At 70.1% G+C, this 19,842-nt stretch carries 21 protein-coding genes; 2 read left to right on the forward strand and 19 right to left on the reverse strand.

The genetic code is table 11. The features are described from left to right. The 4 genes from ACE3PU_RS14590 to ACE3PU_RS14605 all read right to left on the reverse strand — a co-directional run. Positions 1-782, reverse strand: a 782-nt coding sequence (locus tag ACE3PU_RS14590; protein WP_374390826.1) for a ribokinase, incomplete at its 3' end; no start/stop codon positions are given. Continuing rightward, positions 779-1,717 (reverse strand): nucleoside hydrolase, encoded by a 939-nt coding sequence (locus ACE3PU_RS14595; RefSeq protein ID WP_374390827.1) that lies wholly within the window; start codon positions 1,715-1,717, stop codon positions 779-781. The genes ACE3PU_RS14595 and ACE3PU_RS14590, both read right to left, overlap by 4 nt. Before the next feature lie 174 nt (positions 1,718-1,891). Next, positions 1,892-3,541 (reverse strand): chaperonin GroEL, encoded by a 1,650-nt coding sequence (gene groL, locus ACE3PU_RS14600; protein ID WP_374390828.1) that lies wholly within the window; start codon positions 3,539-3,541, stop codon positions 1,892-1,894. Between the two features lie 53 nt (positions 3,542-3,594). After that, the gene (locus tag ACE3PU_RS14605; RefSeq protein WP_122466564.1) at positions 3,595-3,882 is read right to left on the reverse strand and encodes a co-chaperone GroES; all 288 of its coding nucleotides are present in this window, start codon (positions 3,880-3,882) and stop codon (positions 3,595-3,597) included. A 297-nt stretch (positions 3,883-4,179) separates the two neighbouring features. Between ACE3PU_RS14605 and ACE3PU_RS14610 the strand changes: the two genes are divergently transcribed. Next, a complete protein-coding gene (locus ACE3PU_RS14610) occupies positions 4,180-4,605 on the forward strand; it encodes a hypothetical protein (RefSeq protein ID WP_374390829.1) in 426 nt (141 codons plus the stop codon). A gap of 59 nt (positions 4,606-4,664) precedes the next feature. Here ACE3PU_RS14610 and pgi read toward each other — a convergent pair whose 3' ends face one another. Next, entirely contained in the window at positions 4,665-6,272 is a 1,608-nt protein-coding gene (pgi, locus tag ACE3PU_RS14615) for a glucose-6-phosphate isomerase (RefSeq protein WP_374390830.1), read from the reverse strand. Positions 6,273-6,393: 121 nt separating this feature from the next. Between pgi and ACE3PU_RS14620 the strand changes: the two genes are divergently transcribed. After that, on the forward strand, positions 6,394-6,870 hold the full coding sequence (locus ACE3PU_RS14620; RefSeq protein WP_374390831.1) for a hypothetical protein: 477 nt from the start codon (positions 6,394-6,396) through the stop codon (positions 6,868-6,870). A gap of 184 nt (positions 6,871-7,054) precedes the next feature. On the opposite strand, the gene ACE3PU_RS14625 is transcribed toward ACE3PU_RS14620, so the two are convergent. The 14 genes from ACE3PU_RS14625 to ACE3PU_RS14690 all read right to left on the reverse strand — a co-directional run bounded on the left by ACE3PU_RS14625 (position 7,055) and on the right by ACE3PU_RS14690 (position 19,799). Beyond that, positions 7,055-7,720, reverse strand: coding sequence for a redoxin domain-containing protein (locus ACE3PU_RS14625; protein WP_374390832.1), 666 nt, complete (start codon positions 7,718-7,720; stop codon positions 7,055-7,057). A gap of 28 nt (positions 7,721-7,748) precedes the next feature. Then, a complete protein-coding gene (locus tag ACE3PU_RS14630) occupies positions 7,749-9,884 on the reverse strand; it encodes a protein-disulfide reductase DsbD family protein (protein WP_374390935.1) in 2,136 nt (711 codons plus the stop codon). A 121-nt stretch (positions 9,885-10,005) separates the two neighbouring features. After that, positions 10,006-10,413 (reverse strand): helix-turn-helix domain-containing protein, encoded by a 408-nt coding sequence (locus ACE3PU_RS14635; RefSeq protein ID WP_374390833.1) that lies wholly within the window; start codon positions 10,411-10,413, stop codon positions 10,006-10,008. Positions 10,414-10,444: 31 nt separating this feature from the next. Then, complete coding sequence (gene lnt / locus ACE3PU_RS14640; RefSeq protein WP_374390834.1) at positions 10,445-12,067, reverse strand: apolipoprotein N-acyltransferase; 1,623 nt, start codon at positions 12,065-12,067, stop codon at positions 10,445-10,447. A gap of 3 nt (positions 12,068-12,070) precedes the next feature. After that, positions 12,071-12,517 (reverse strand): rRNA maturation RNase YbeY, encoded by a 447-nt coding sequence (gene ybeY, locus ACE3PU_RS14645; RefSeq protein ID WP_374390835.1) that lies wholly within the window; start codon positions 12,515-12,517, stop codon positions 12,071-12,073. Next, the gene (locus tag ACE3PU_RS14650) at positions 12,514-13,500 is read right to left on the reverse strand and encodes a PhoH family protein (RefSeq protein ID WP_374390836.1); all 987 of its coding nucleotides are present in this window, start codon (positions 13,498-13,500) and stop codon (positions 12,514-12,516) included. Before ACE3PU_RS14650 ends, ybeY begins: the two co-directional genes overlap by 4 nt. Next, on the reverse strand, positions 13,490-14,905 hold the full coding sequence (miaB, locus tag ACE3PU_RS14655; RefSeq protein ID WP_374390837.1) for a tRNA (N6-isopentenyl adenosine(37)-C2)-methylthiotransferase MiaB: 1,416 nt from the start codon (positions 14,903-14,905) through the stop codon (positions 13,490-13,492). Before miaB ends, ACE3PU_RS14650 begins: the two co-directional genes overlap by 11 nt. A gap of 44 nt (positions 14,906-14,949) precedes the next feature. Beyond that, entirely contained in the window at positions 14,950-15,435 is a 486-nt protein-coding gene (locus ACE3PU_RS14660; protein WP_374390838.1) for a Fur family transcriptional regulator, read from the reverse strand. Positions 15,436-15,462: 27 nt separating this feature from the next. Continuing rightward, entirely contained in the window at positions 15,463-15,906 is a 444-nt protein-coding gene (locus ACE3PU_RS14665; RefSeq protein WP_374390840.1) for a GNAT family N-acetyltransferase, read from the reverse strand. After that, positions 15,903-16,583, reverse strand: coding sequence for a tRNA (adenosine(37)-N6)-threonylcarbamoyltransferase complex dimerization subunit type 1 TsaB (gene tsaB / locus ACE3PU_RS14670; RefSeq protein WP_374390842.1), 681 nt, complete (start codon positions 16,581-16,583; stop codon positions 15,903-15,905). The genes ACE3PU_RS14665 and tsaB overlap by 4 nt, the downstream gene beginning before the upstream one ends. Before the next feature lie 10 nt (positions 16,584-16,593). After that, positions 16,594-16,995, reverse strand: a complete 402-nt coding sequence (locus ACE3PU_RS14675; protein ID WP_374390844.1) for a helix-turn-helix domain-containing protein — start codon at positions 16,993-16,995, stop codon at positions 16,594-16,596. A gap of 66 nt (positions 16,996-17,061) precedes the next feature. Then, a complete protein-coding gene (locus ACE3PU_RS14680) occupies positions 17,062-17,649 on the reverse strand; it encodes a helix-turn-helix transcriptional regulator (protein ID WP_374390846.1) in 588 nt (195 codons plus the stop codon). Between the two features lie 59 nt (positions 17,650-17,708). Next, positions 17,709-18,266, reverse strand: a complete 558-nt coding sequence (locus ACE3PU_RS14685; RefSeq protein ID WP_374390848.1) for a NifU family protein — start codon at positions 18,264-18,266, stop codon at positions 17,709-17,711. A 42-nt stretch (positions 18,267-18,308) separates the two neighbouring features. Then, entirely contained in the window at positions 18,309-19,799 is a 1,491-nt protein-coding gene (locus ACE3PU_RS14690; protein WP_374390850.1) for a helicase HerA-like domain-containing protein, read from the reverse strand. Between the last annotated feature and the right edge of the window lie 43 nt (positions 19,800-19,842).

The following is a 19,842-nucleotide window of genomic DNA, read 5'->3' on the forward strand; positions in this document are numbered from 1 at the left end:
GGCGCGGCGGCCGCCCCGGCGGCGCAGGCGAACCGCAGGGCGGCGTCCGGCGCCATGCCCTCCAGCAGGGCCACGGTTATGGCGCCGACGAAGGCGTCGCCGGCGCCGGTGGCGTCGATCGCCTCGACGACCGGCGGCGTCGCCCAGGCCATTTCGACGCCGCGCTGGTACATGGCGGCGCCCCTAGCCCCCTTGGTCACCACAACCCGGCCCCCGCCCCGGTGCAGGCCGTCGCCGTAGAAGGCGGCCTCGGTCTCGTTGACCACGATCAGGTCGGCGCGGCGCAGCAACCGCTCCGACACTGGCGCGGCCGGCGCCAGGTTTGCGCAGACGAAGCCGGTCGCGCGGCCCACCGCCGCCTCCACAGTCTCGATCGGCAGCTCCAGCTGCACGATCAGCGCCCCCTCGATCCGCTGCGGCAGCTGTTCGGGCGTGACCAGGTGATTGGCCCCGGCCGCGACGACGATCTGGTTCTCGCCCGACGGGTCGACCGAGATCAGGGCGACGCCGGTCGGGGCGGCGATGTCCACCTCCACCCCCGACAGGTCGACGCCGTACTGCTCCATCAGGCCAAGGGCCTCACCGGCCTGGGCGTCGTTCCCCACCCGTCCGATCAGGCAGACCTCGGCGCCCAGCTTCTCGGCCGCCAGCGCCTGGTTCGCCCCCTTGCCGCCCGGATGCCGCGACAGGACGGCGCCGGTGACCGTCTCGCCGGGCGCCGGCAGATGCGGCGCGCGCGCGACGAAATCCAGGTTGATCGAGCCGACGACGGTGATCCTCATGCCGCAGCCCCCAGGGTCGCGGCGATCAGGTCGAACACCCCCTGGCCGTCGGCCTTGACCGCCCAGTGGTGGCGGGCCGCGGCTGCATCGACCCGAAACTCCACCGCCGTATGGCCGCGCGTCAGGTCCGACTGCGTCTCCACCTCGATGCGGCAGGGTTTCAGCTCAAACAGCTCCGGCGCCATCAGCCAGGCGATGGGACAGGCGTCGTGCAGCGGCGCGGCCTGCCACCCCACCACCGTCCGCTCGACCCGCTGCGAGAAGCGCAGCATCGCCGTGGCCGTCCGCGCCGGTTCGGACTCCACCGCCTCGATCGCCTCGATGCGCGGTTCGGTGGCGCGGACCTGATGGGTGACGTCCAGGCCGAAGGCCACGACCGAGCAGCCCGATCCGAACACCACCGCCGCCGCGTCGGGATCGGCCCAGATGTTGAACTCGGCGGAGGCGGTGATGTTGCCCCCCTCCGACCGCGCTCCGCCCATGACGACCACCGGCCCCAGCCGCTCGGCCAGGCGCGGTTCGCGCCGCATGGCCAGCGCTAGATTGGTCATGGGTCCAAGCACGGCCACGGCCACCGACCCTTCGGGCCGGCGCATGACCAGGTCGACGATGGCGTTGGCCGCCGGTCCGTCGCCGACGATGGCGGCCGGCTCGAACGGCTCCAGGTCGCCCAGCCCCTCCGGCCCATGGAATTCGCCCGCCCCCGCCGGAGGCCGCTTCATCGGCCGCTCGGCGCCGCCGAAGACGGGCACGTCCTCGCGGCCGGCGATCTGGCGCATCATCCGCGCATTGCGCTGGGTCAGGCGGCCGGGAACGTTGCCGGCCACGGTCGTCACCGCCAGCAGCTCCAGCGCCGGCGCCGCAAAGGCCAGCATCAGGGCCACGGCGTCGTCCACGCCCGGATCGCAATCGATGATGAGGGACTGTCTGTTCACCGCGCATGACTAGGCGTTGAACCGCCCGCGGGGCAAGCTGGCCTCTTCGACTTCAGCTTTTTGACCGGCCGCGGAGCCCAGATCTGGCCCCTCGGCGGACAGCCAGCGGCATAAGAAAAAGGGCGGGCCATCGCTGGCCCGCCCTTCCGCATTTCAGCCTGGGATGACTTGGACTTAGAAGTCCATGCCGCCCATGCCGCCCATGCCGCCCATGTCGGGGGCGCCGGCGCCGGCCGAGGCCTTCTTCGGCGCATCGGCGACGGCGGCTTCCGTGGTGATCAGGATGCCGGCCACCGAAGCGGCGTCTTGCAGGGCCGTGCGAACGACCTTGGCGGGGTCGATGACGCCCATCTGCACCAGATCGCCATACTCTTCGGTCTGGGCGTTGAAGCCGAACGAGGCCTGGTCGTTTTCCAGCACCTTGCCGACCACGATCGAGCCTTCGACGCCCGCGTTTTCCGAGATCTGACGGATCGGAGCCTGCAGGGCGCGACGGATGATGGCGATGCCGGCGTTCTGGTCGGCGTTGTCGCCCTTGACGTCGGCCAGGATCTTGGAGGCCTTCAGCAGGGCGATGCCGCCGCCCGGAACGATGCCTTCGTCAGCCGCGGCGCGCGTGGCGTTCAGGGCGTCGTCGACGCGGTCCTTCTTTTCCTTCACTTCGACTTCGGTCGAACCGCCGACGCGGAGAACCGCGACGCCGCCGGCCAGCTTGGCCAGACGTTCCTGCAGCTTTTCCTTGTCGTAGTCCGAGGTGGTGTCCTCGATCTGGCGCTTGATCTGGGCCACGCGGGCTTCGATCTCATCCTTGCCGCCGACGCCTTCGACGATGGTGGTGTCGTCCTTGGTGATCGAAACCTTCTTGGCCTTGCCGAGCATGTCGAGCGTGACGCTCTCCAGCTTGATGCCCAGGTCTTCCGAGATGACCTGGCCGCCCGTCAGGATGGCGATGTCTTCCAGCATGGCCTTGCGGCGGTCGCCGAAGCCGGGGGCCTTGACGGCGGCGACGCGCAGGCCGCCGCGCAGCTTGTTGACCACCAGGGTGGCCAGGGCCTCGCCTTCGATGTCCTCGGCGATGATCAGCAGCGGACGGCCCGACTGCACCACGGCTTCCAGGATCGGCAGCATGGCTTGCAGCGAGGTCAGCTTCTTCTCGAACAGCAGGATCAGCGGCTCTTCGAGAACGGCCTCCATCTTGTCGGCGTTGGTGATGAAGTAGGGCGACAGGTAGCCGCGGTCGAACTGCATGCCTTCGACGACGTCGACGGTGGTGTCGGCGGTCTTGGCTTCTTCAACCGTGATGACGCCTTCGTTGCCGACCTTGGCCATGGCCTGGGCGATCAGCTCGCCGATTTCGGAGTCGCCGTTGGCCGAGATGGTGCCGACCTGGGCGATTTCCGAGTTGTTGGAGACCGGCTTGGAGTTGGTCTTGATCTCTTCCAGCACCAGGCCCACGGCCTTGTCGATGCCGCGCTTCAGGTCCATCGGGTTCATGCCGGCGGCGACGGCCTTCAGGCCTTCTTGCACGATGGCTTGAGCCAGGACGGTCGCGGTGGTGGTGCCGTCACCCGCCTTGTCGTTCGTCTTCGAAGCGACTTCGCGGATCATCTGGGCGCCCATGTTCTCGAAGGCGTCTTCCAGCTCGATTTCCTTGGCGACCGAGACGCCGTCCTTGGTCGAGCGCGGGGCGCCGAAGGACTTCTGGATCACGACGTTGCGGCCCTTGGGGCCCAGGGTCACCTTGACGGCGTTGGCGAGGACGTTGACGCCTCGCAGCATCTTGTCGCGCGCGTCGGTGTTGAACTGTACGATCTTAGCGGCCATGCGGGCTGCTCCTATCTATATGGATTGATTGAGGAACGTCGGACGTCGGGTGCTTAGGACAGCACGCCCAGGACGTCGGACTCCTTCATGATGATCAGGTCTTCGCCGTCGATCTTCACTTCCGTGCCCGACCACTTGCCGAACAGGATGCGGTCGCCAGCCTTCAGCTCCAGGGCGTTGACCACGCCCTTGTCGTCACGGGCGCCGGGGCCGACGGAGACGACTTCGCCTTCCTGCGGCTTTTCCTTGGCGGTGTCGGGGATGATGATCCCGCCCTTGGTCTTGGATTCTTCTTCAACGCGCTTGACCAGCACGCGGTCGCCGAGCGGACGAAACGCCATCGGTTGTCTCCCTTGATCCCCCGGATGGGGCGATTGTGAACAGTCGGTCGGCCCTCCCGCGATCGCCGTTTTGGCAGCCGACCGACGAGAGTGCTAACGCGGCCGGGAGTTAGGCAGGCGGGCCGGCGGGGTCAAGCGGGACGGACCGATTTCCGCGCGAAACTTCCGCAACGAATGAACCGAAAATGAATGACAGGCTCCGGGGTCGTTCAAGCGCCGCCCGTTAGAACCAACCCAACGCTCACGGCATTCCCCTTCCGGAACGCTGGCCGGGCACAGAGCAAAAGGAGACGGACCATGTCGAAGATGCTGAAGATCACCGCGGTCGCCGCCGCGCCGGTCGTCGCCCTGACCATGATGGCGGCGCCTGCCTCGGCCCAGTCGTATCGGGACCGCGACCGCGACGACAACAGCGCCCAGAACGCCCTGATCGGCGCGGCCGTCGGCGGCCTGGCCGGCGCCCTGCTGGGCAATGGCGACGGCACCTATATCGCGGGCGGCGCCTTGGCCGGCGCGGCCCTGGGCGCGGTGGCCACCAACCGCGGCTCGGGCTGCGAATATTATCGCGGCGGCCGCTGCTACCGGAACCAGGGCCACTGGGAGCGCGAGCACGGCATCGACCGCAGCCGCTCCGGCTATGACTACCGGTATGAAGACCGTCGCTACAACTCGCGCCACGACTATCGCCGCGACCGGGACTACCGCTACGACCGTCGCTGGTAAGGCCTAGATTATCGAGAATGAGGAAGGGCGCTCCCCACGGAGCGCCCTTTTTCGCGGCCTCAGCCCATCAGTCGCGTCATCAGCGCGGCGGTGGAGGGGTCCAGGTCCGCGCTGGGGCCGCCGGCCCCGACATCCTTCAGGATCGCCTTGGCCAGCACCTTGCCCAGCTCCACGCCCCACTGGTCGAAGCTGTTGATGTCCCAGACCACCCCTTCCACGAAGGTCTTGTGCTCATAGAGGGCGATCAGGGCGCCCAGGGTCCGGGGCGTCAGCCGATCCATGACGATGGCGGTCGAGGGCCGGTCGCCGGTGAAGGTGCGGTGGGGCGCCAGACGCGTCGCCTCCTCCTCCGACAATCCCTGCGCCAGACCCTCGGCCTTGGCCGCCTCGGTCGTCTTGCCCAGCATCAGGGCCTGGCCCTGGGCCAGGGCGTTGGACCAGAGAGGCGACTCGGGCGCGTCCTCATGCGTGCGGGCCACGATCACGAACTCGGCCGGAACCACCTGCGGCCCCTGGTGGATCTGCTGGAAGAAGGCGTGCTGTCCGTTGGTGCCGGGCTCTCCGAACACCACAGGGCAGGTCTGGCGGTCCACCGGCGTCCCGTCGCGATGCACCCGCTTGCCGTTCGATTCCATCTCCAGCTGCTGCAGGAAGGACGGCAGGCCGCGCAGCGCATGGGCGTAGGGCGCCACCGTCCGTGCCGGGCGGCTCAGGCCGTCGACGTTGAACACCTGGGCCAGGGCCAGCAGCACCGGCGCGTTCTGCTCCAGCGGCGCCGCGACGAAATGGTCGTCCATCTCCGCCGCCCCGGCCAGCATGGCCTCGAACACGTCCCAGCTGAGCGCAATGGCGCACGACAGGCTGACCGCCGACCACAGGGAATACCGCCCGCCGACCCAGTCGCGGAAGGCGAAGGTCCGTCCGCAGCCGAAGGCGGCCGCCTTGTCCGGCGCGGCCGTCACGCCGATGAAGTGTTTCGTCATCCCCTCGGCCGGAAGGGCCGCCGCCAGCCAGGCCTTGGCCGCCTCGGCGTTGGCCAGGGTTTCCTGGGTGGTGAAGGTCTTGGACACCACCACGACCAGGGTGGTCTCGGGATCCAGCCCGGTCAGCGCCTCGGCCATGTCGCGCGGGTCGATATTGGCGACGAAGCGCAGGTCGATCGACGGGTCCAGCGGGCGCAGGGCGTCCCACACCACGCGCGGCCCCAGGTCCGATCCGCCGATGCCGACATGGACGATCGCCTTGAACGGCTGGCCCGTCGCGCCGGCCTCGGCGCCCGAACGCACGGCCTCGGCATAGGCCTTCATGTCGGCGCGCACGGCGTCCACCTCGGCCGAGACCGGCTCGCCCAGCGCATGGAAGTCCGCGCCCGCCGCCGCTCGCAGCGCCGAGTGCAGCACCGCACGGCCCTCTGTCAGGTTCACCGCCTCGCCGGCGAACAGGGCGGCGCGGCGGCCCTCCACGTCGCAGGCGCGCGCCAGGTCCAGGCAGGCCTCGAAGGCGGCCTTGGTCCAGCTCTGCTTCGACAGATCCAGGTAAAGCCCCGCCGCCTCGACCGACATCCGCGCCAGACGGTCGGGATCAGCGGAGAACTGATCGACGATGCGGGTCTTTCCGGCCTCGGCGGCGGTGCGGTCGAAGGCGGTCCAGGCGGCGTCGCGGCTCATGATCAGTCCTCGGAGGCGGTCGGGGGAGGCGATAGGGTAAACACTCGTTTACGGGTCGGGCGTATCCCGGTTCAACGTCCTAGCGGACGTTGAAACAGGAAGTCAGCCCCCGAGGTTCTCCATGTCCTGCGGCATCGCCCTTTCGATCGCCCTGATGGTCTCCAACCCGGCGGTGGCCGAGGCCGCATCCCAGCCGCCCGCCGCGGCCGGCGCGCCCGTGTCCGTGGCTGGCGAGCCGCTGTTCGCCGACATCATCGCCCGGTCGACCGAGCTGAAGGCCCTGGTGGACGGCTGGGCCGCCTCCAAGGCCGCCGACGCCGAGGGCTTCTTCGCCGGCCCGGTCTTCACCGGCTTCAAGACCCGCGCCGAGGCCCTGTCCCAGCTGGACATGCAGGGTCACCTGATCCTGAAGGAACGCGGCACGGACGGCGACCTGAAGTGCATCCTGCGCGGCATTTCCGAGGACATCCCCAAGAAGGTCGCCGCCGTCCAGACCGCCCCGACCCCGGCCGAACGCGCCGTCGCCCTGTCGGAACTGTCCTACCTGCTGAACGACAACGTCGAGGTCATCACCGCCCCGCCGCAGCCGGCGGTGTAGGTTCTTCGTCATCCTCCGGCGGGCATAGCGAGACCGGGGGACCCAGCGGCGCCGAAGGCGAAGGCTCAGTCGCGCCCGATCGTTGGAATCCGCGACAGCTTCGCGCTCTCGCGCGCCGCTGGGTCCCCCGGTCTGCGCCGCGAAGACGCGGCTTGCCGGAGGATGACGGAAGTTATGGACCTCGCTACCCCTCCACCGTCTCCGGATATTTGATCGAACAGCCATAGGGCTGGGCGAAGCGGGTCTGGACCGGCCGGCCGGCCTCCATGTCGGTCAGGGCCGCGCGGACGAAGTTGGTGGCGCCCTCCAGGTCCTCGGGCTTGTTGGTCGGCCGGTCGTCGATGCCGCCCTCGAAGACGATGCGGCCTTGCGGATCGATCACCCGCATGTCGGGCGTCGTCTTGGCGTCGTACAGCTTGCCGACCTCGCCGGTCGGATCCAGCAGCAGGTGGGTCCAGGCGCCGTCATGCTTGGCCTTGAAGGCGCGCGCCGTTTCGCCCTCGACGAAGCCTTGCGTGCCGGGCGCCGAGGACACGATGGTCAGCCAGACCACGCCGTCGGCGGTCGCTTCGCGCTGCAGCGCCTGCATGGCCCCCGCGCCATAGTGTTTCTGGACATAGGGACAGCCCTCGTTGGTCCACTCCAGGACCACCGTCCGGCCCCGGAAGTCGGCCAGCGACCGCTGCGTCCCCTCGGCGTCGACCAGGGTGAAGGGCGGGGCCATACCCTCCTGCGCCGCGGCTGCGGACGCCGGTTCGTTCGATGCGGCCTCAACAGGCGCGGCGGCCTCCTGCTGCTGGCAGGCGGCGACGGCCAGGGCGGCGACGGCGGCGAGGGTCAGGCGGATCATGACGGCGTTTCCCTGATGCGGGCCGCAGTCAGCGCGCGGCCTCCTGTAGGGAGTCTATCACGAGCCCCTCGGTCAGCAGCTGCGGCAGAATGCGCGGTTCGCCCCCGCCGGCCGGATACAGCAGATACAGCGGCACGCCCGACCGGCCGTGGCGTTCCAGCTCGCGGGCGATGGCGTCGTCGCGCCGGGTCCAGTCGCCGACCAGATAGACGGCGTTCGTCGCCGTGATCACCTGGCCCACGCGGGCCGAGGACAGGGCCGCGCCCTCGTTGATCTTGCAGGTCACGCACCAGTCGGCGGTGAAGTTGACCAGCACCGGACGGCCCTCGACCTGCGCCGCCTGCACGGCCTCGGGCGACCAGGGCTGGGACGCCAGCACCGTCTCGCCGGACGCCTCGCCGGGCTCCACCACCGGCGCCCGCGCCGCCGCCACGCCCGCCACCGTGGCCAGCGCCAGGGCGATCAGAGCCGACGCTCCGCTGAGCCAGCTGCGCCGACCAGCCGTCCGCTCGCCCTGCATCAGGCCGAACAGCCACAGCGCCAAGGCCAGCATAAGGCCGGCGCCGAACAGCAGGGCCAGGGCCGCGCCGCCGGTCTGGCGCGCGAACACCCAGGCCAGCCACAGGGCCGCGCCGTACATCGGGAAGGCGAGCAGCCGCCGCAGCCGCTCCATCCACGGCCCCGGCCGGGGGAAGCGCCGCAACAGGCCCGGCGACAAACTGACGACCACATAGGGCAGGGCCAGACCAAGCCCCAGCATCAGAAAGACCAGCAGCGCGGCTGGCCAAGGCATGACCAGGGCTGCGCCAAGAGCCACGGCCATGAAGGGCGCCGTGCAGGGCGCCGCCACCACCACCGCCAGCACGCCGGTCAGGAAGGCCCCCGCGCCGCCAGAGACATGCGACAATCTTCCCGCGCCCTGCAATGACCCACCGATGTCAAACACGCCTGACAGGTTCAGCGCCACGGCCAGCATCAGCAGGCCCAGCACGGCGATCACCGCCGGAGACTGCAGCTGGAAGCCCCAGCCGATGGCCTGCCCTCCAGCCCGCAGCGCCAGCAAGGCCCCGGCCAGAACCAGGAAGGTCGCCAGAACCCCCGCCAGGAACAGCAGGCCGTCGCGACGCGCAACCCGCGTCTCATGCGCCGAGGCCGACAGCGCCGCCGCCTTCATCGCCAGTATGGGAAAGACGCAGGGCATCAGGTTCAGGATCAGCCCGCCGAGCAAGGCCAGCCCGGCCGCCCGCAGCAGGCCCGTCGCCCCTGCGCCGCCCGCCGGGTCCTCCCGCTCGCCCGCCTCGCCGGAGATCGCGCGCCCCGTCGTTCCGGCCAGCGCCGCGCCTGGTTCAGCCGTGATCTCCCACGCCCCCGCGTCGGTGGCGAGCACCCCCGCGACCGGCCCGCTCAGGCCGCCGCGCGCACCGCGTCCGGGCGCCAGCGTCAGGGTCAGGCCCTGATCGCCCCGCGTCGCCGTCTGGTCCGCCGCGTGGTCGATGACCCCGCCCTGGAAGGGGAAGAAGTGCGCCCGGCCGATGTCGGCCCCCGCCAGCGGCCCGCCCGCCGCGCTCAACGTCAGCCGGCCGTCCGTCAGGGCGATACGCGCCTCGATGGGCGCCGGGCGCGGCGCGTCGGTCAGCACCGCCTGGATCGCCGCGCCATAGGCCGGGTCCAGCGGCGCGGCGCCCTCGCGCACCTCGATATCCAGCGCCAGCGGCAGCTCGTCGGGCACGCACATCTGGTCGCTGCACACCATGAACAGCGCCTGGGCCCGCAGCGACAGCACCTGTCCAGGTCGCGCCGAGGCCGGAACCTCGATCGGCACGGGCAGCAGCACGGCGCCCGAATAGCCGTAGTTGACCAGGCTCTGCAGACGCTGACGCTCAGGCAGCGGCCAGACGATCTCGCCCGCCCGGACGCCGGTCGGCAGGGTCCAGTCCAGGGTGGTCGGCCCGCCCGAGTCGCCCGGATTGCGCCAATAGGTGTGCCACCCCGGCTGGATCGCCTGGCGCACGGCCACGATCACGGTCGATCCCGGCGTCGCCCATTGCGACATCGGAACCAGTTCGGCCTCGATCCGCTCGGTGCGCTGGGGGCCCAGGCCGACCAGGGCCGCCGTCCCTACCGCCGGCTGCGCGTGGGCCGCCAGGGGCGCCAGCAACAGCATCAGGCCGACGAACAGGGAAGTCAGGCGCAAGAGACGAGGTCCGTGGGGGAAAAGGAAGCCGTCATCCTAGACCGCGCCGCGTCCGGCATCCACCGACAGGCCGCCGCAGGTCTGTCCGGTCTCAATCGCCGGCGCCGTCCTCCAGCATCTCCCGCATCATTTCCAGGATCAGCTTCTGCTTGCGTAGCGGCAGTTGCGGAGCCAGGCGGGCGATCTCAAGGGACTGGCGCGTGGCCGGATGGTCGTGATCGAAGGCCGGCGCGGATTCCTCGGCCAGGCCGGGCCGGCTGCTGTAGCCGTCGAAGAAGTAGGGGATGCCGACGTTCAGGAAGTCCGCGATCTCGAACAGCTTGGACGCCGAGATGCGGTTCTGACCCTTTTCGTACTTCTGCATCTGCTGGAAGCTGACGCCGACCGCCTTGCCCAGCGCCGTCTGGCTGAGCCCCAGTCCCAGGCGTTTTTCCTGAACGCGACGTCCGACGTGACGATCGACCGGGTGCGGATCCTGAGTATCCTCGCCGCGCGCCATCTCACATCCTGCTTTATAGTAAACGACCAGGTCAGACCTTAGAGCGCGTCCGCAAGGGCCACAAGCTTAAGGCCACGCTTAGAAGAAGCGCGAGACCGAACGGCCAGTCACCCGTCCGACCGTACGGGGTCACGCCGGCGGGCTGCGGCAACCGGGCGTCGATCACCCCCATGACGCCGGGGTCCAGCCGATCGCCGTCTACGATCCGCCCCCAGGGATCGATCATCGCCGATATGCCTGTGGGCGTGGCCCGTGCGATCGGCAGGCCTGTCTCGATCGCCCGATAGCTGGCCAGGTTCAGATGCTGGCGCGGGCCCGAGGTCTTGCCGAACCAGGCGTCGTTGGACGCATTCACGATCCATGCCGGGCGGCCTGCGGCGCCGGGCGTGAAGCCGGGATAGAGGCTTTCGTAGCAGATCAGCGGTTGGACCGGCGGCGCGTTGGGCAGGGTGATCGGCGCCGGCGTCGGGCCGGCGGAGAAGTCGCTGGGCATGTGCACCAGGCTGCGCAGGCCCACGGCGGTCATCACCGAGCCCAGCGGCAGATACTCTCCGAACGGCACCAGCCGATGCTTGTCGTAGACGGCCGCGACCCGCAGACCGACGCCGCCCTCGTCATGCAGGGCGAACAGGCTGTTGTAGTAGCGCGCGCCGTCCGGCGCCGTCGGATCGGCCTGGCCGCGCGCCAGTCCCATCAGCAGGGTCTGGCCGGGCTTGAGCGCCGCCGCGATCCCCTCGCCCTCCGCCGCGCCCGGCGCGAACACCTGATAGTCGGCGGCCGGCAGAGACCCTTCGGGCCAAACCACCACGTCGGGGGTCCGCGCGGCCGGCTGGGCCGTCAGGCGCAGATAGCGATCGACGATCGAACGATAGGCCTCGGGCGTCCACTTGGATTCCTGGTCGACGTCCGCCTGGACGATCCGGACCACCGTGTCGGTGAACCGCAGGTCCGCGCCGCCCAGCCGGACCGCGCCCCCCACGCCGACCGCGACCAGGGCGCCGAGACCCAGTCCCGCCGCGATCCACCGTCCGCGCCACAGGCCCGGCCCGACCAGGACGCCCAGCGCCGAGACCCCCGCCACCGTCAGAAAGCTCAAGCCATAGACGCCGACCACCGAGGCGAACTGCGACATGGCCCCGCCTGCGCGCCAGCTGGCGCCCGCCGGATTCCACGGAAAACCGGTCAGCACATGGCCTCTCAGCCATTCGAAACCGCAGAACAGGGCCGCGAACAGCAGCACCCGGACCACGCCGATCGGCGTGGTCCGGCGATAGAGGGCGCAGACCGCGCCCCAGAACAGTCCCAGCCCCGCCGGCAGCAGGCTGGCCGCGAAGGGCGCCATCCACGCCTGTTCCGGGTTGACGAAGAAGGCCTCGGCGACCCACCAGCAACCGATGAAGAAATAGGCGAACCCCGCCAGCCATCCCATCCAGAAGGCGCCACGTGGCCGGTCCGAACGCTCGGCCAGGATCATCAGCAGTGGATAGCCCACAAGGCCGATCAGGAGCCCGAAAGGCGGATGCGCCAGCGCCGTCCCCGCGCCCGCAAGCAGGGCCAGGGCGATGCGGATCAGTCGCCAGCTCACGGCGCGCCGGCGCGGCGGCAGGGCGCGGATCGGCCCGGCGAGGCGATCAAGCAGGGCGTCGGGCGTCATGGCTCAGGCCTCGTCGTCGGCGGCGTAGGGATCGGCGACGCCCAGCCCGGCCAGAATCTCGCGCTCCTCGGCCTCCATCTCTTCGGCCTCGGCGTCGTCCTCGTGGTCGCGGCCCAGCAGGTGCAGCACGCCGTGGACCACCAGATGGCTCAGATGGTCGGCCAGGGTCTTGCCCTGCGCCCGCGCCTCCTCGGCGCAGACGCCGTGGGCCAGGACGATGTCGCCCAGGTGCGGAAAGGCGTTCTCCGGCGCGGGAAAGGACAGGACGTTCGTCGGCCTGTCCTTGTCGCGAAAGCGGGCGTTCAGGTCACGCACGGCCTCATCGTCGGTCAGCAGCACGACCACGTCGCCTTCGACGGTCCCCAGCGCCGCCGCGGCCGCGCGCGAGACGGTCGCCTCGACCTCGGGCAGAGCGGACCAGGCGTCCGCCTCGACCTCGACCTCGATCATTCCGCGTCTTCGAGATCGGGCGCGGGCAGGCGCCGCGCCGCGTCGGCGTCATAGGCGCGCACGATCCGCTCAACCATGGCGTGGCGCACCACGTCCTCGGCGGCGAACTTCAGAACGCCCACGCCTTCGATCCCCTCCAGGATGCGCAGCGCATGGGCCAGACCGGAATCGCGCGGGTTCAGAAGATCGATCTGCGACGGGTCGCCGGTCACCACCATGCGCGCGCCCTCGCCCAGACGGGTCAGAACCATCTTCATCTGCAGACGGCTGGTGTTCTGCGCCTCGTCGACGATGACGAAGGCGTGGCTGAGGGTGCGGCCCCGCATGAAGGCGATGGGGGCGGCCTCGATCTCGCCCTTGTCGCGGCGACGCTGCACGTCCTCGGCGCCCAGGATGTCGTTCAGCGCCTCCCAGATCGGGGCCAGATAGGGATCGACCTTTTCGTTCAGATCGCCCGGCAGGAAACCCAGCTTCTCGCCCGCCTCGACCGCCGGCCGCGTGATGACCAGCCGGTCCACCTGGCCGCGACGAAGCAATGAAGCCCCGTAAGCCGCCGCCAGGAAGGTCTTGCCCGTCCCCGCCGGCCCGACCCCGAAACTCAGTTCGCACCGGCCCAGCATGTCCAGATAGGCGGCCTGGGCCTTGGTCTTGGGCACGATCGATCCGCGCTTGCCGCCGGGCAGGGACACGCCGGCCGCCGCCATGCCGGGCGTCCCCTTGCCGCCCCGCGCCTGGCCCAGGGCGGCGCGCACGTCGGCCTCGGTGACCTCGGCCCCCAGGGCCGCGCGCTTGGCCAGATCCTCGATCACCCGGCGGGCGTCGCCTCGGTCGCGCACGCCGCCGTTGACCGAGACCCCGCCGCCCGGCGCCTCGACCAACACCTTGAAGGCGTCCTCGATCAGGGCGACATGCCGGCTGTTGGGTCCGACCACCGCGCGCAGCTCGGCGTCGTTCAGGGGTATGAATTCGCTTTCACGCGCCAAGCACGGAGACTCCAAGGTCCCGCGGAGACGGGACGGGGGCGATCAGTTTTCCGGTCAGGCTGTTCTGCTGACCACTGACGATATGAACCGGAACGATCTTCCCGATCAGATGATCCGCGTCGTCGACGTGGACCGACTGCAGATAGGGCGAGCGGCCGATGGCCTGGCGGCCGTGACGTCCCTTCTTCTCGAACAGCACGTTCAGCGTGCGGCCCGCCTGGGCGGCGTTGAAGGCGACCTGCTGTTCCAGCAGCAGGGCCTGCAGCCGATGCAGCCGGTCCTTGGACACCTCGGGCGCCACCTGCGCCCCCATGCCGGCGGCCGGCGTGCCGGGCCGGGGCGAGTACATGAAGGAGAAGGCGCTGGCGTAATTCACCTGCCGCACCAGATCCAGCGTGTCCTCGAAATCCCGTTCGGTCTCGCCGGGGAAGCCGACGATGAAGTCGCCCGACATCGCCATGTCCGGCCGCGCGGCGCGGATGCGCTCGATCAGGTCGAAATACTTCTGGCGGCCATGCTTTCGGTTCATCAGCCGCAGGATGCGGTCCGAGCCCGACTGAACCGGCAGGTGCAGATAGGGCATCAGCGCGTCCAGATCGCCATGCGCCGCGATCAGGTCGTCGGACATGTCGTTGGGATGGCTGGTCGTATAACGGATGCGGTCCAGGCCGGGGATTTCGGCTAGGGCGTAGGCCAGTTCGGCCAGGGTCGCCTTCTTCCCGTCCGCCCGCTCGCCGTCATAGGCGTTGACGTTCTGCCCCAGCAGGGTGACCTCGCGCACGCCGCGATCGGCCAGGGCGCGGGCCTCGTCCAGAACAGCCGCCAGCGGGCGCGACCATTCGGCCCCGCGCGTATAGGGCACCACGCAGAAGGTGCAGAACTTGTCGCAACCCTCCTGCACGGTCAGGAAGGCTGTGGGGCCGGTGGTCCCGCGCGTCGCCGGCAGGGCGTCGAACTTGTCGACCGGCGCGAAGTCGGCGCCGATCCGCTCGCCGCGCGCCCGGGCGGTGCGGGTCAGCAGCTCCGGCAGCTGGTGATAGGCCTGGGGTCCGACGACCAGATCCACGGCCGGCTGGCGACGCATGATCTCCTCGCCCTCGGCCTGAGCCACACAGCCGGCGACGGCGATGGTCATGGCGCCGTCCTTGGCGTCCTTGAGCTCGCGCATCTTGCCGAGCTCGGAATAGACCTTCTCGGCCGCCTTTTCGCGGATGTGGCAGGTGTTCAGGATGACGAAGTCGGCGTCCTCGACCGCCTCGGTGGTCGCATAGCCCAGCGGGCGCAGGACGTCGGCCATGCGCTCGGAGTCATAGACGTTCATCTGACAGCCGTAGGTCTTGATGAACAGGCGCTTGGCGGGCGCGGGTCCCGCCTCGGCCGCTTGCGGAACCAGGGTTTCGGTCATGGCAGGCTTATGATCGCCGAAACGGGCGACGACAAGGCTAAGGCTCAGCCGGCGTCCACATCGGCGGGGTTGACCCGGGCCGCGTGGCGCTTGAAGATCAGCCCTTCGCGCTTGGACGGCTCGGCGCCCTCGATGGCGACGCCGTAGAGCTCCAGCTTGTGCCCGATCAGCTGGAAGCCCAGCCGTTCGGCGATCTCGGTCTTCAGCCGCTCGATCTCGGCGTCGAAGAATTCGATCACCTCGCCCGAACGGGTGTCGATCAGGTGGTCGTGGTGGTCGTCGCCCGCTTCTTCGTACCGGCTGCGGCCGTCCCCGAAGTCGTGTTTCTCGACGACCCCGGCCTCTTCGAACAGGCGCACCGTGCGATAGACGGTGGCGATGGAGATGTGCGGATCGATGGCCGAGGCGCGCCGGTACAGCTCCTCGACATCCGGGTGGTCTTCCGCCGAGGACAGCACCCGGGCGATCACCCGACGCTGTTCGGTCATACGCATGCCGCGGTCGGCGCAGAGTTTTTCGATCCGGTCCATCAGACTAGAATAAGGGCTGTCGTCGCGTCAGGGAAGCGTCGCCTTGTCCGGATCAGCCGCGAGGTCGAACGCCAGCACCAGGGCGTCGGTCTTCCCGCCCGCGTAATAGCCCTTGCGCCGGCCGATCAGGCGGAAGCCGGCCCGGTCGTACAGGGCGCGAGCGGCGGCGTTGTCCTCGGCCACTTCCAGGAACAGGCGCGCAGCGCCGGCTCGCGCCGCGGCGAGGGCCCCCTGCCCCACCAGCCGGCCGCCCAATCCGGCGCGCCGGGCTTGCGGCCGCACCGCCAGCGTCAGGATTTCCGCCTCGTCCAGAACCTGGCGGATCAGGATGAAGCCGTCCGGCTCCACCACGGCGAAGACGCCGGCCTGTACCAGAAGATCGGCGAACTCGCGCGCGGACCACGGCGCGGCGAACGCCGTCGCATGCAGCGCGGCCAGGCCTTCGGCGGCGTCGGTCGCCGGGTCGGTCACGGGACGATCTGACGCGGCTGGCCGGGCAGACGGCTGGGCGGCGTGGCGTCGGGCGCGCGCAGATACAGCGGCCGCGGCGGGCTGGACACCGGATCGGTCGCTCGCGTCAGCCGCGCCAGGGCCTCCGGCGACGGCGCGGCCCGGGCGTCGGCCAGGGTCGGCGCCAGATCGGGAAAGGCCTCCAGCAGCACGCCGACGCCGGTCCCGACCAGTCGCGCGCGTCGATCCAGGGCGACGATCTCCTGCGCGGCTTCCGCCAGGGTCAGGGCTGCGGCGGGGCCATGGGGCGCGCCCTGATCGAACGATCGCGCATAGACCTGGCCGCGGCGGGCGTCGATCAGGGCGACAGTGGGCGCCGGATCCTGCGGCAGGCTTTCGGCCAGGGCGTCCAGCGTCGACAGACCGACGACAGGCCGATCCAGCGCGGCGCCCAGCCCCTGGGCGAACGCCAGCCCGACCCGCAAGCCCGTGAACGACCCCGGCCCGACCGTAACGCCGATCTGATCCAGGGCGTCGAAAGCCATCCCCGCCTCGGCGACGACGTCGCGCACCAGTCCGCCCAGCCGTTCCTGATGACCCTTCGTCATCGGCTCGAACCGCATGGCCAGCGGCCGCTCGTCCTCGAACACTGCGGCCGTGCAGGCCCCCAGCGCCGTATCGATCACCAGAATTCTCATGGGCGCCCTTCTAGGCCGCCGGAGCAAGAACCTCCACCAGGCGCGTCAGGGCCTGACGCACCGCGCGGTCCTCGATCCGAGCGAACCCGGCGGCCAGCGCCCGCCCCTCCGCCGTCGCGGTCAGGGCGCGCAAGGTCTGCAGTTCGACGGTCTCGGCCTCGCCCGCCCGCTGAGGAAAGAAGGCCTCGACCGGCAGGCCCAGCGCCGCGGCCAGGCCATGCAGCCGCGAGGCCGAGATGCGATTGTGCCCGCCCTCGTACTTCTGCACCTGCTGACACGAGACGCCGATCTTCTCGCCCAGAGCGGTCTGCGACAGGCCCAGCGCCTGACGACGCGCGGCGATCCGCCGGCCCACGAGGGCGTCCAGCGGCTCGGCGGTTCTCGGGGAGCGCCCGGCGGGCGAACGTGGCATCGGCGATCTCCTGTCCTTGACAGGAAGGTTTCATATCTGGCGATGAAACACAACTGTTTCGTTTCATCAGGATTCCAGCCGGGCCGTGACCGCTGAGACGCGCGCGACCTCGGATCGGGCGAGGACCTCCACGCGATCCAGGCCCCCGGCTCCCGCTAGTCGAAGGGCCTCCGCATCGCCCCCCTCATAGATACGCACCCGGACCGAGCCGTCCGCCATCTCCACCACGCAGCCCTGGCCCCGACGCGGCCATTGCCCGGGGCGATATTCCAGCACCACGCCAGACTCGGCCCAGGGCGACAACTCGTCCGTCGACAGGGCGTGACGGCGCGGCGCGGCCTCGGGACCGGCCCAGGCCCGCGTCCGCGCCGATACGCCGGTCGCAAGGGCCCCTTCGGGGGGCGTCGTTTCGCCGGCCCGCGCCAGGACCAGGGCCAGATCCTCGGGCGTGGCGTCCAGCGCCGTGGTCAAGCGCCGCTGGACGTCGGGTCGGAACAGGCCGGGGCGCCGGCCGGATTCATAGAGGCCCCATCCCTGGCTGGTCATGTCCACGCGCGCGCCGGCCTCGGCCTGCGACAGGCCGCGCTCACGGCGCAGGGCGGCGAGAGCCTCGCCCAGACGAAGGGCGTCGGGATCGGGAACGAAGCGCGACATGAGGCGGATAATGGCCGTGCGCGCCGCCCCTGGCGAGACGGAATCGTTTCAGGCGGCCGTCAGACCGTCTGCTCGACCCGCGTCACCTCGGGAACGTAGTGGCGCATCATCTGCTCGACGCCGGCCTTCAGCGTGGCCGAGGACGACGGACAGCCCGAACAGGCGCCGCGCATCCTCAGCGACAGGACGCCGGTGCCCTCGTCGAAGGAGTCGAACAGGATGTCGCCGCCGTCCTGGGCGACGGCGGGGCGAATGCGACTGTCCAGCAGGGCCTTGATCTCGGCCACGATCTCACTGTCGTCTTCCGCGTGACCCTCGGCCTCGGCGCCGTCGCGCGTGAGCGGCTGGCCGGAAACGAAATGATCCATGATCGCGGCCAGGATCGACGGCTTCATCTCCGTCCAGTCCGGGCCGTGGGCCTGGCGGGTGACGGAAACATAGTCGGCGCCGAAGAAGACCCCGTCCACGCCTTCCAGTTCGAACAGGCCCTCGGCCAACGGCGAAGCCGTGGCCGCGTCGACGGTGCGGTACTCCAGCGCCTTCCCCGGCGACACGTCGCGCCCGGGCAGGAACTTCAGCACATTGGGATTGGGCGTGGGTTCGGTCTGGATGAACATGAGCGGGAGATGCGCCCGGCGACGGCGCCTTTCAAGACCCGTCTAGCGCCGTTTCAGCCCGCCCAGCAGCCCTCGAACCAGTTCGCGGGTCAGGGTCGAACCCGCCGTGCGCAGCACCGACTTGGTCAGGGCCTCCATGGGCGTCTGGCGGTTGGAGGGCCGGCGCGCTGGCGCCCGGGTCGCCCGCGCGGCCTTCTCTTCCGCCTTCGACCGCGCCTCCTGGGCCTGATTGGCGGCGGCGTGGCGGGCGGCCAGGATCTCGTCGGCCGACTCGCGGTTGACCGCCTGGTCGTAAAGGCCGCGCACCGGGCTCGCGGCCATCACGGCGGCCCGCTCGGCGTCGGTCGCGGGACCCAGGCGCGAATCCGGCGGGCGTATCCTGGTGCGCGCCACCACCGTGGGGGCGCCCCTCTCGTCCAGCACCGACACCAGCGCCTCGCCGACGCCCAGCCCCTGGATGGCCTCGGCCGTGTCGAAACCGGGATTGGGCCGGAAGCTTTCGGACGCCGCCTTGAGGCCGCGCTGTTCGGAGGGGGTGTAGGCCCTGAGCGCGTGCTGGATGCGGTTGCCCAGCTGCGCCAGCACGCTGTCGGGGATGTCGGCGGGGTTCTGAGTGACGAAATAGACGCCGACGCCCTTGGAGCGGATCAGCCGCACCACCTGCTCGACCTTCTCCAGCAGGGCCTTGGGCGCATCGTCGAACAGCAGGTGCGCCTCGTCGAAGAAGAAGACCAGGCGCGGCTTGTCCGGATCGCCCACCTCCGGCAGCTGCTCGAACAGTTCCGACAGCAGCCACAGCAGGAAGGCCGCGTACAGGCGCGGGCTGTTCATCAGCCGCGTGGCGTCCAGCACATTGACCTGGCCGCGTCCGTCCAGGCCCGTGCGCATCATGTCCTCCAGCCTCAGCGCCGGCTCGCCGAAGAAGGCGGCGCCGCCCTGCTGCTCCAGCTGCAGAAGCGAGCGCTGGATGGCGGCGATCGAGGCGGGAGCGACATTGCCGACCTCGCGCCCGATCCGGTCGGCGTTCTCACCCACATAGGCCAGCAGGCTTCTCAGGTCGTCGAGGTCCAGAAGCAGCAGGCCCTCCTTGTCGGCGACATGGAAGGCGACCATCAGCACGCCTTCCTGCACATCGTTCAGGTCCAGCATCCGCGCCATCAGCACCGGACCGATCTCCGAGATGGTGGTGCGGATCGGATGGCCCTTCTGACCGTACAGGTCCCAGAACACCGTCGGCGCGGCGCGCGGCGTCAGGGTCAGGCCCATGTCGGCGGCCCGCGCGGTCAGCTTCTCGTTCGGCGATCCGGCCTGGGACACGCCCGACAGGTCGCCCTTCACATCGGCGCAGAAGACCGGAACCCCGGCGTCGGAGAACCCCTGCGCCATGATCTGCAGCGTCACCGTCTTGCCCGTGCCGGTCGCGCCGGCGACGACGCCGTGGCGGTTGGCGCGGTGCAACAGCAGGGCCTCCGGCGCGCCCTGGTCGGACTGGCCGAGGAACAGGCCGGGGCGGTCGGATGGGGCGTCGGACATGGACGGGGCTCCGGATGCGTCGGTCCAAGGTCTAGCGCAGTCC

The organism is Brevundimonas sp. (assembly GCF_041911375.1).
Taxonomy (GTDB): Bacteria; Pseudomonadota; Alphaproteobacteria; order Caulobacterales; family Caulobacteraceae; genus Brevundimonas.

Excerpts from the sequence above, each read along its gene's own strand:
- groL (WP_374390828.1), bottom strand. The coding sequence starts at position 3,541 with ATGGCCGCTAAGATCGTACAGTTCAACACCGACGCGCGCGACAAGATG.
- ACE3PU_RS14605 (WP_122466564.1), bottom strand. The coding sequence starts at position 3,882 with ATGGCGTTTCGTCCGCTCGGCGACCGCGTGCTGGTCAAGCGCGTTGAA.
- ACE3PU_RS14610 (WP_374390829.1), top strand. The coding sequence starts at position 4,180 with ATGTCGAAGATGCTGAAGATCACCGCGGTCGCCGCCGCGCCGGTCGTC.
- pgi (WP_374390830.1), bottom strand. The coding sequence starts at position 6,272 with ATGAGCCGCGACGCCGCCTGGACCGCCTTCGACCGCACCGCCGCCGAG.
- ACE3PU_RS14620 (WP_374390831.1), top strand. The coding sequence starts at position 6,394 with ATGTCCTGCGGCATCGCCCTTTCGATCGCCCTGATGGTCTCCAACCCG.
- ACE3PU_RS14625 (WP_374390832.1), bottom strand. The coding sequence starts at position 7,720 with ATGATCCGCCTGACCCTCGCCGCCGTCGCCGCCCTGGCCGTCGCCGCC.
- ACE3PU_RS14630 (WP_374390935.1), bottom strand. The coding sequence starts at position 9,884 with ATGCTGTTGCTGGCGCCCCTGGCGGCCCACGCGCAGCCGGCGGTAGGG.
- ACE3PU_RS14635 (WP_374390833.1), bottom strand. The coding sequence starts at position 10,413 with ATGGCGCGCGGCGAGGATACTCAGGATCCGCACCCGGTCGATCGTCAC.
- lnt (WP_374390834.1), bottom strand. The coding sequence starts at position 12,067 with ATGACGCCCGACGCCCTGCTTGATCGCCTCGCCGGGCCGATCCGCGCC.
- ybeY (WP_374390835.1), bottom strand. The coding sequence starts at position 12,517 with ATGATCGAGGTCGAGGTCGAGGCGGACGCCTGGTCCGCTCTGCCCGAG.
- miaB (WP_374390837.1), bottom strand. The coding sequence starts at position 14,905 with ATGACCGAAACCCTGGTTCCGCAAGCGGCCGAGGCGGGACCCGCGCCC.
- ACE3PU_RS14660 (WP_374390838.1), bottom strand. The coding sequence starts at position 15,435 with ATGGACCGGATCGAAAAACTCTGCGCCGACCGCGGCATGCGTATGACC.
- tsaB (WP_374390842.1), bottom strand. The coding sequence starts at position 16,583 with ATGAGAATTCTGGTGATCGATACGGCGCTGGGGGCCTGCACGGCCGCA.
- ACE3PU_RS14675 (WP_374390844.1), bottom strand. The coding sequence starts at position 16,995 with ATGCCACGTTCGCCCGCCGGGCGCTCCCCGAGAACCGCCGAGCCGCTG.
- ACE3PU_RS14680 (WP_374390846.1), bottom strand. The coding sequence starts at position 17,649 with ATGTCGCGCTTCGTTCCCGATCCCGACGCCCTTCGTCTGGGCGAGGCT.
- ACE3PU_RS14685 (WP_374390848.1), bottom strand. The coding sequence starts at position 18,266 with ATGTTCATCCAGACCGAACCCACGCCCAATCCCAATGTGCTGAAGTTC.
- ACE3PU_RS14690 (WP_374390850.1), bottom strand. The coding sequence starts at position 19,799 with ATGTCCGACGCCCCATCCGACCGCCCCGGCCTGTTCCTCGGCCAGTCC.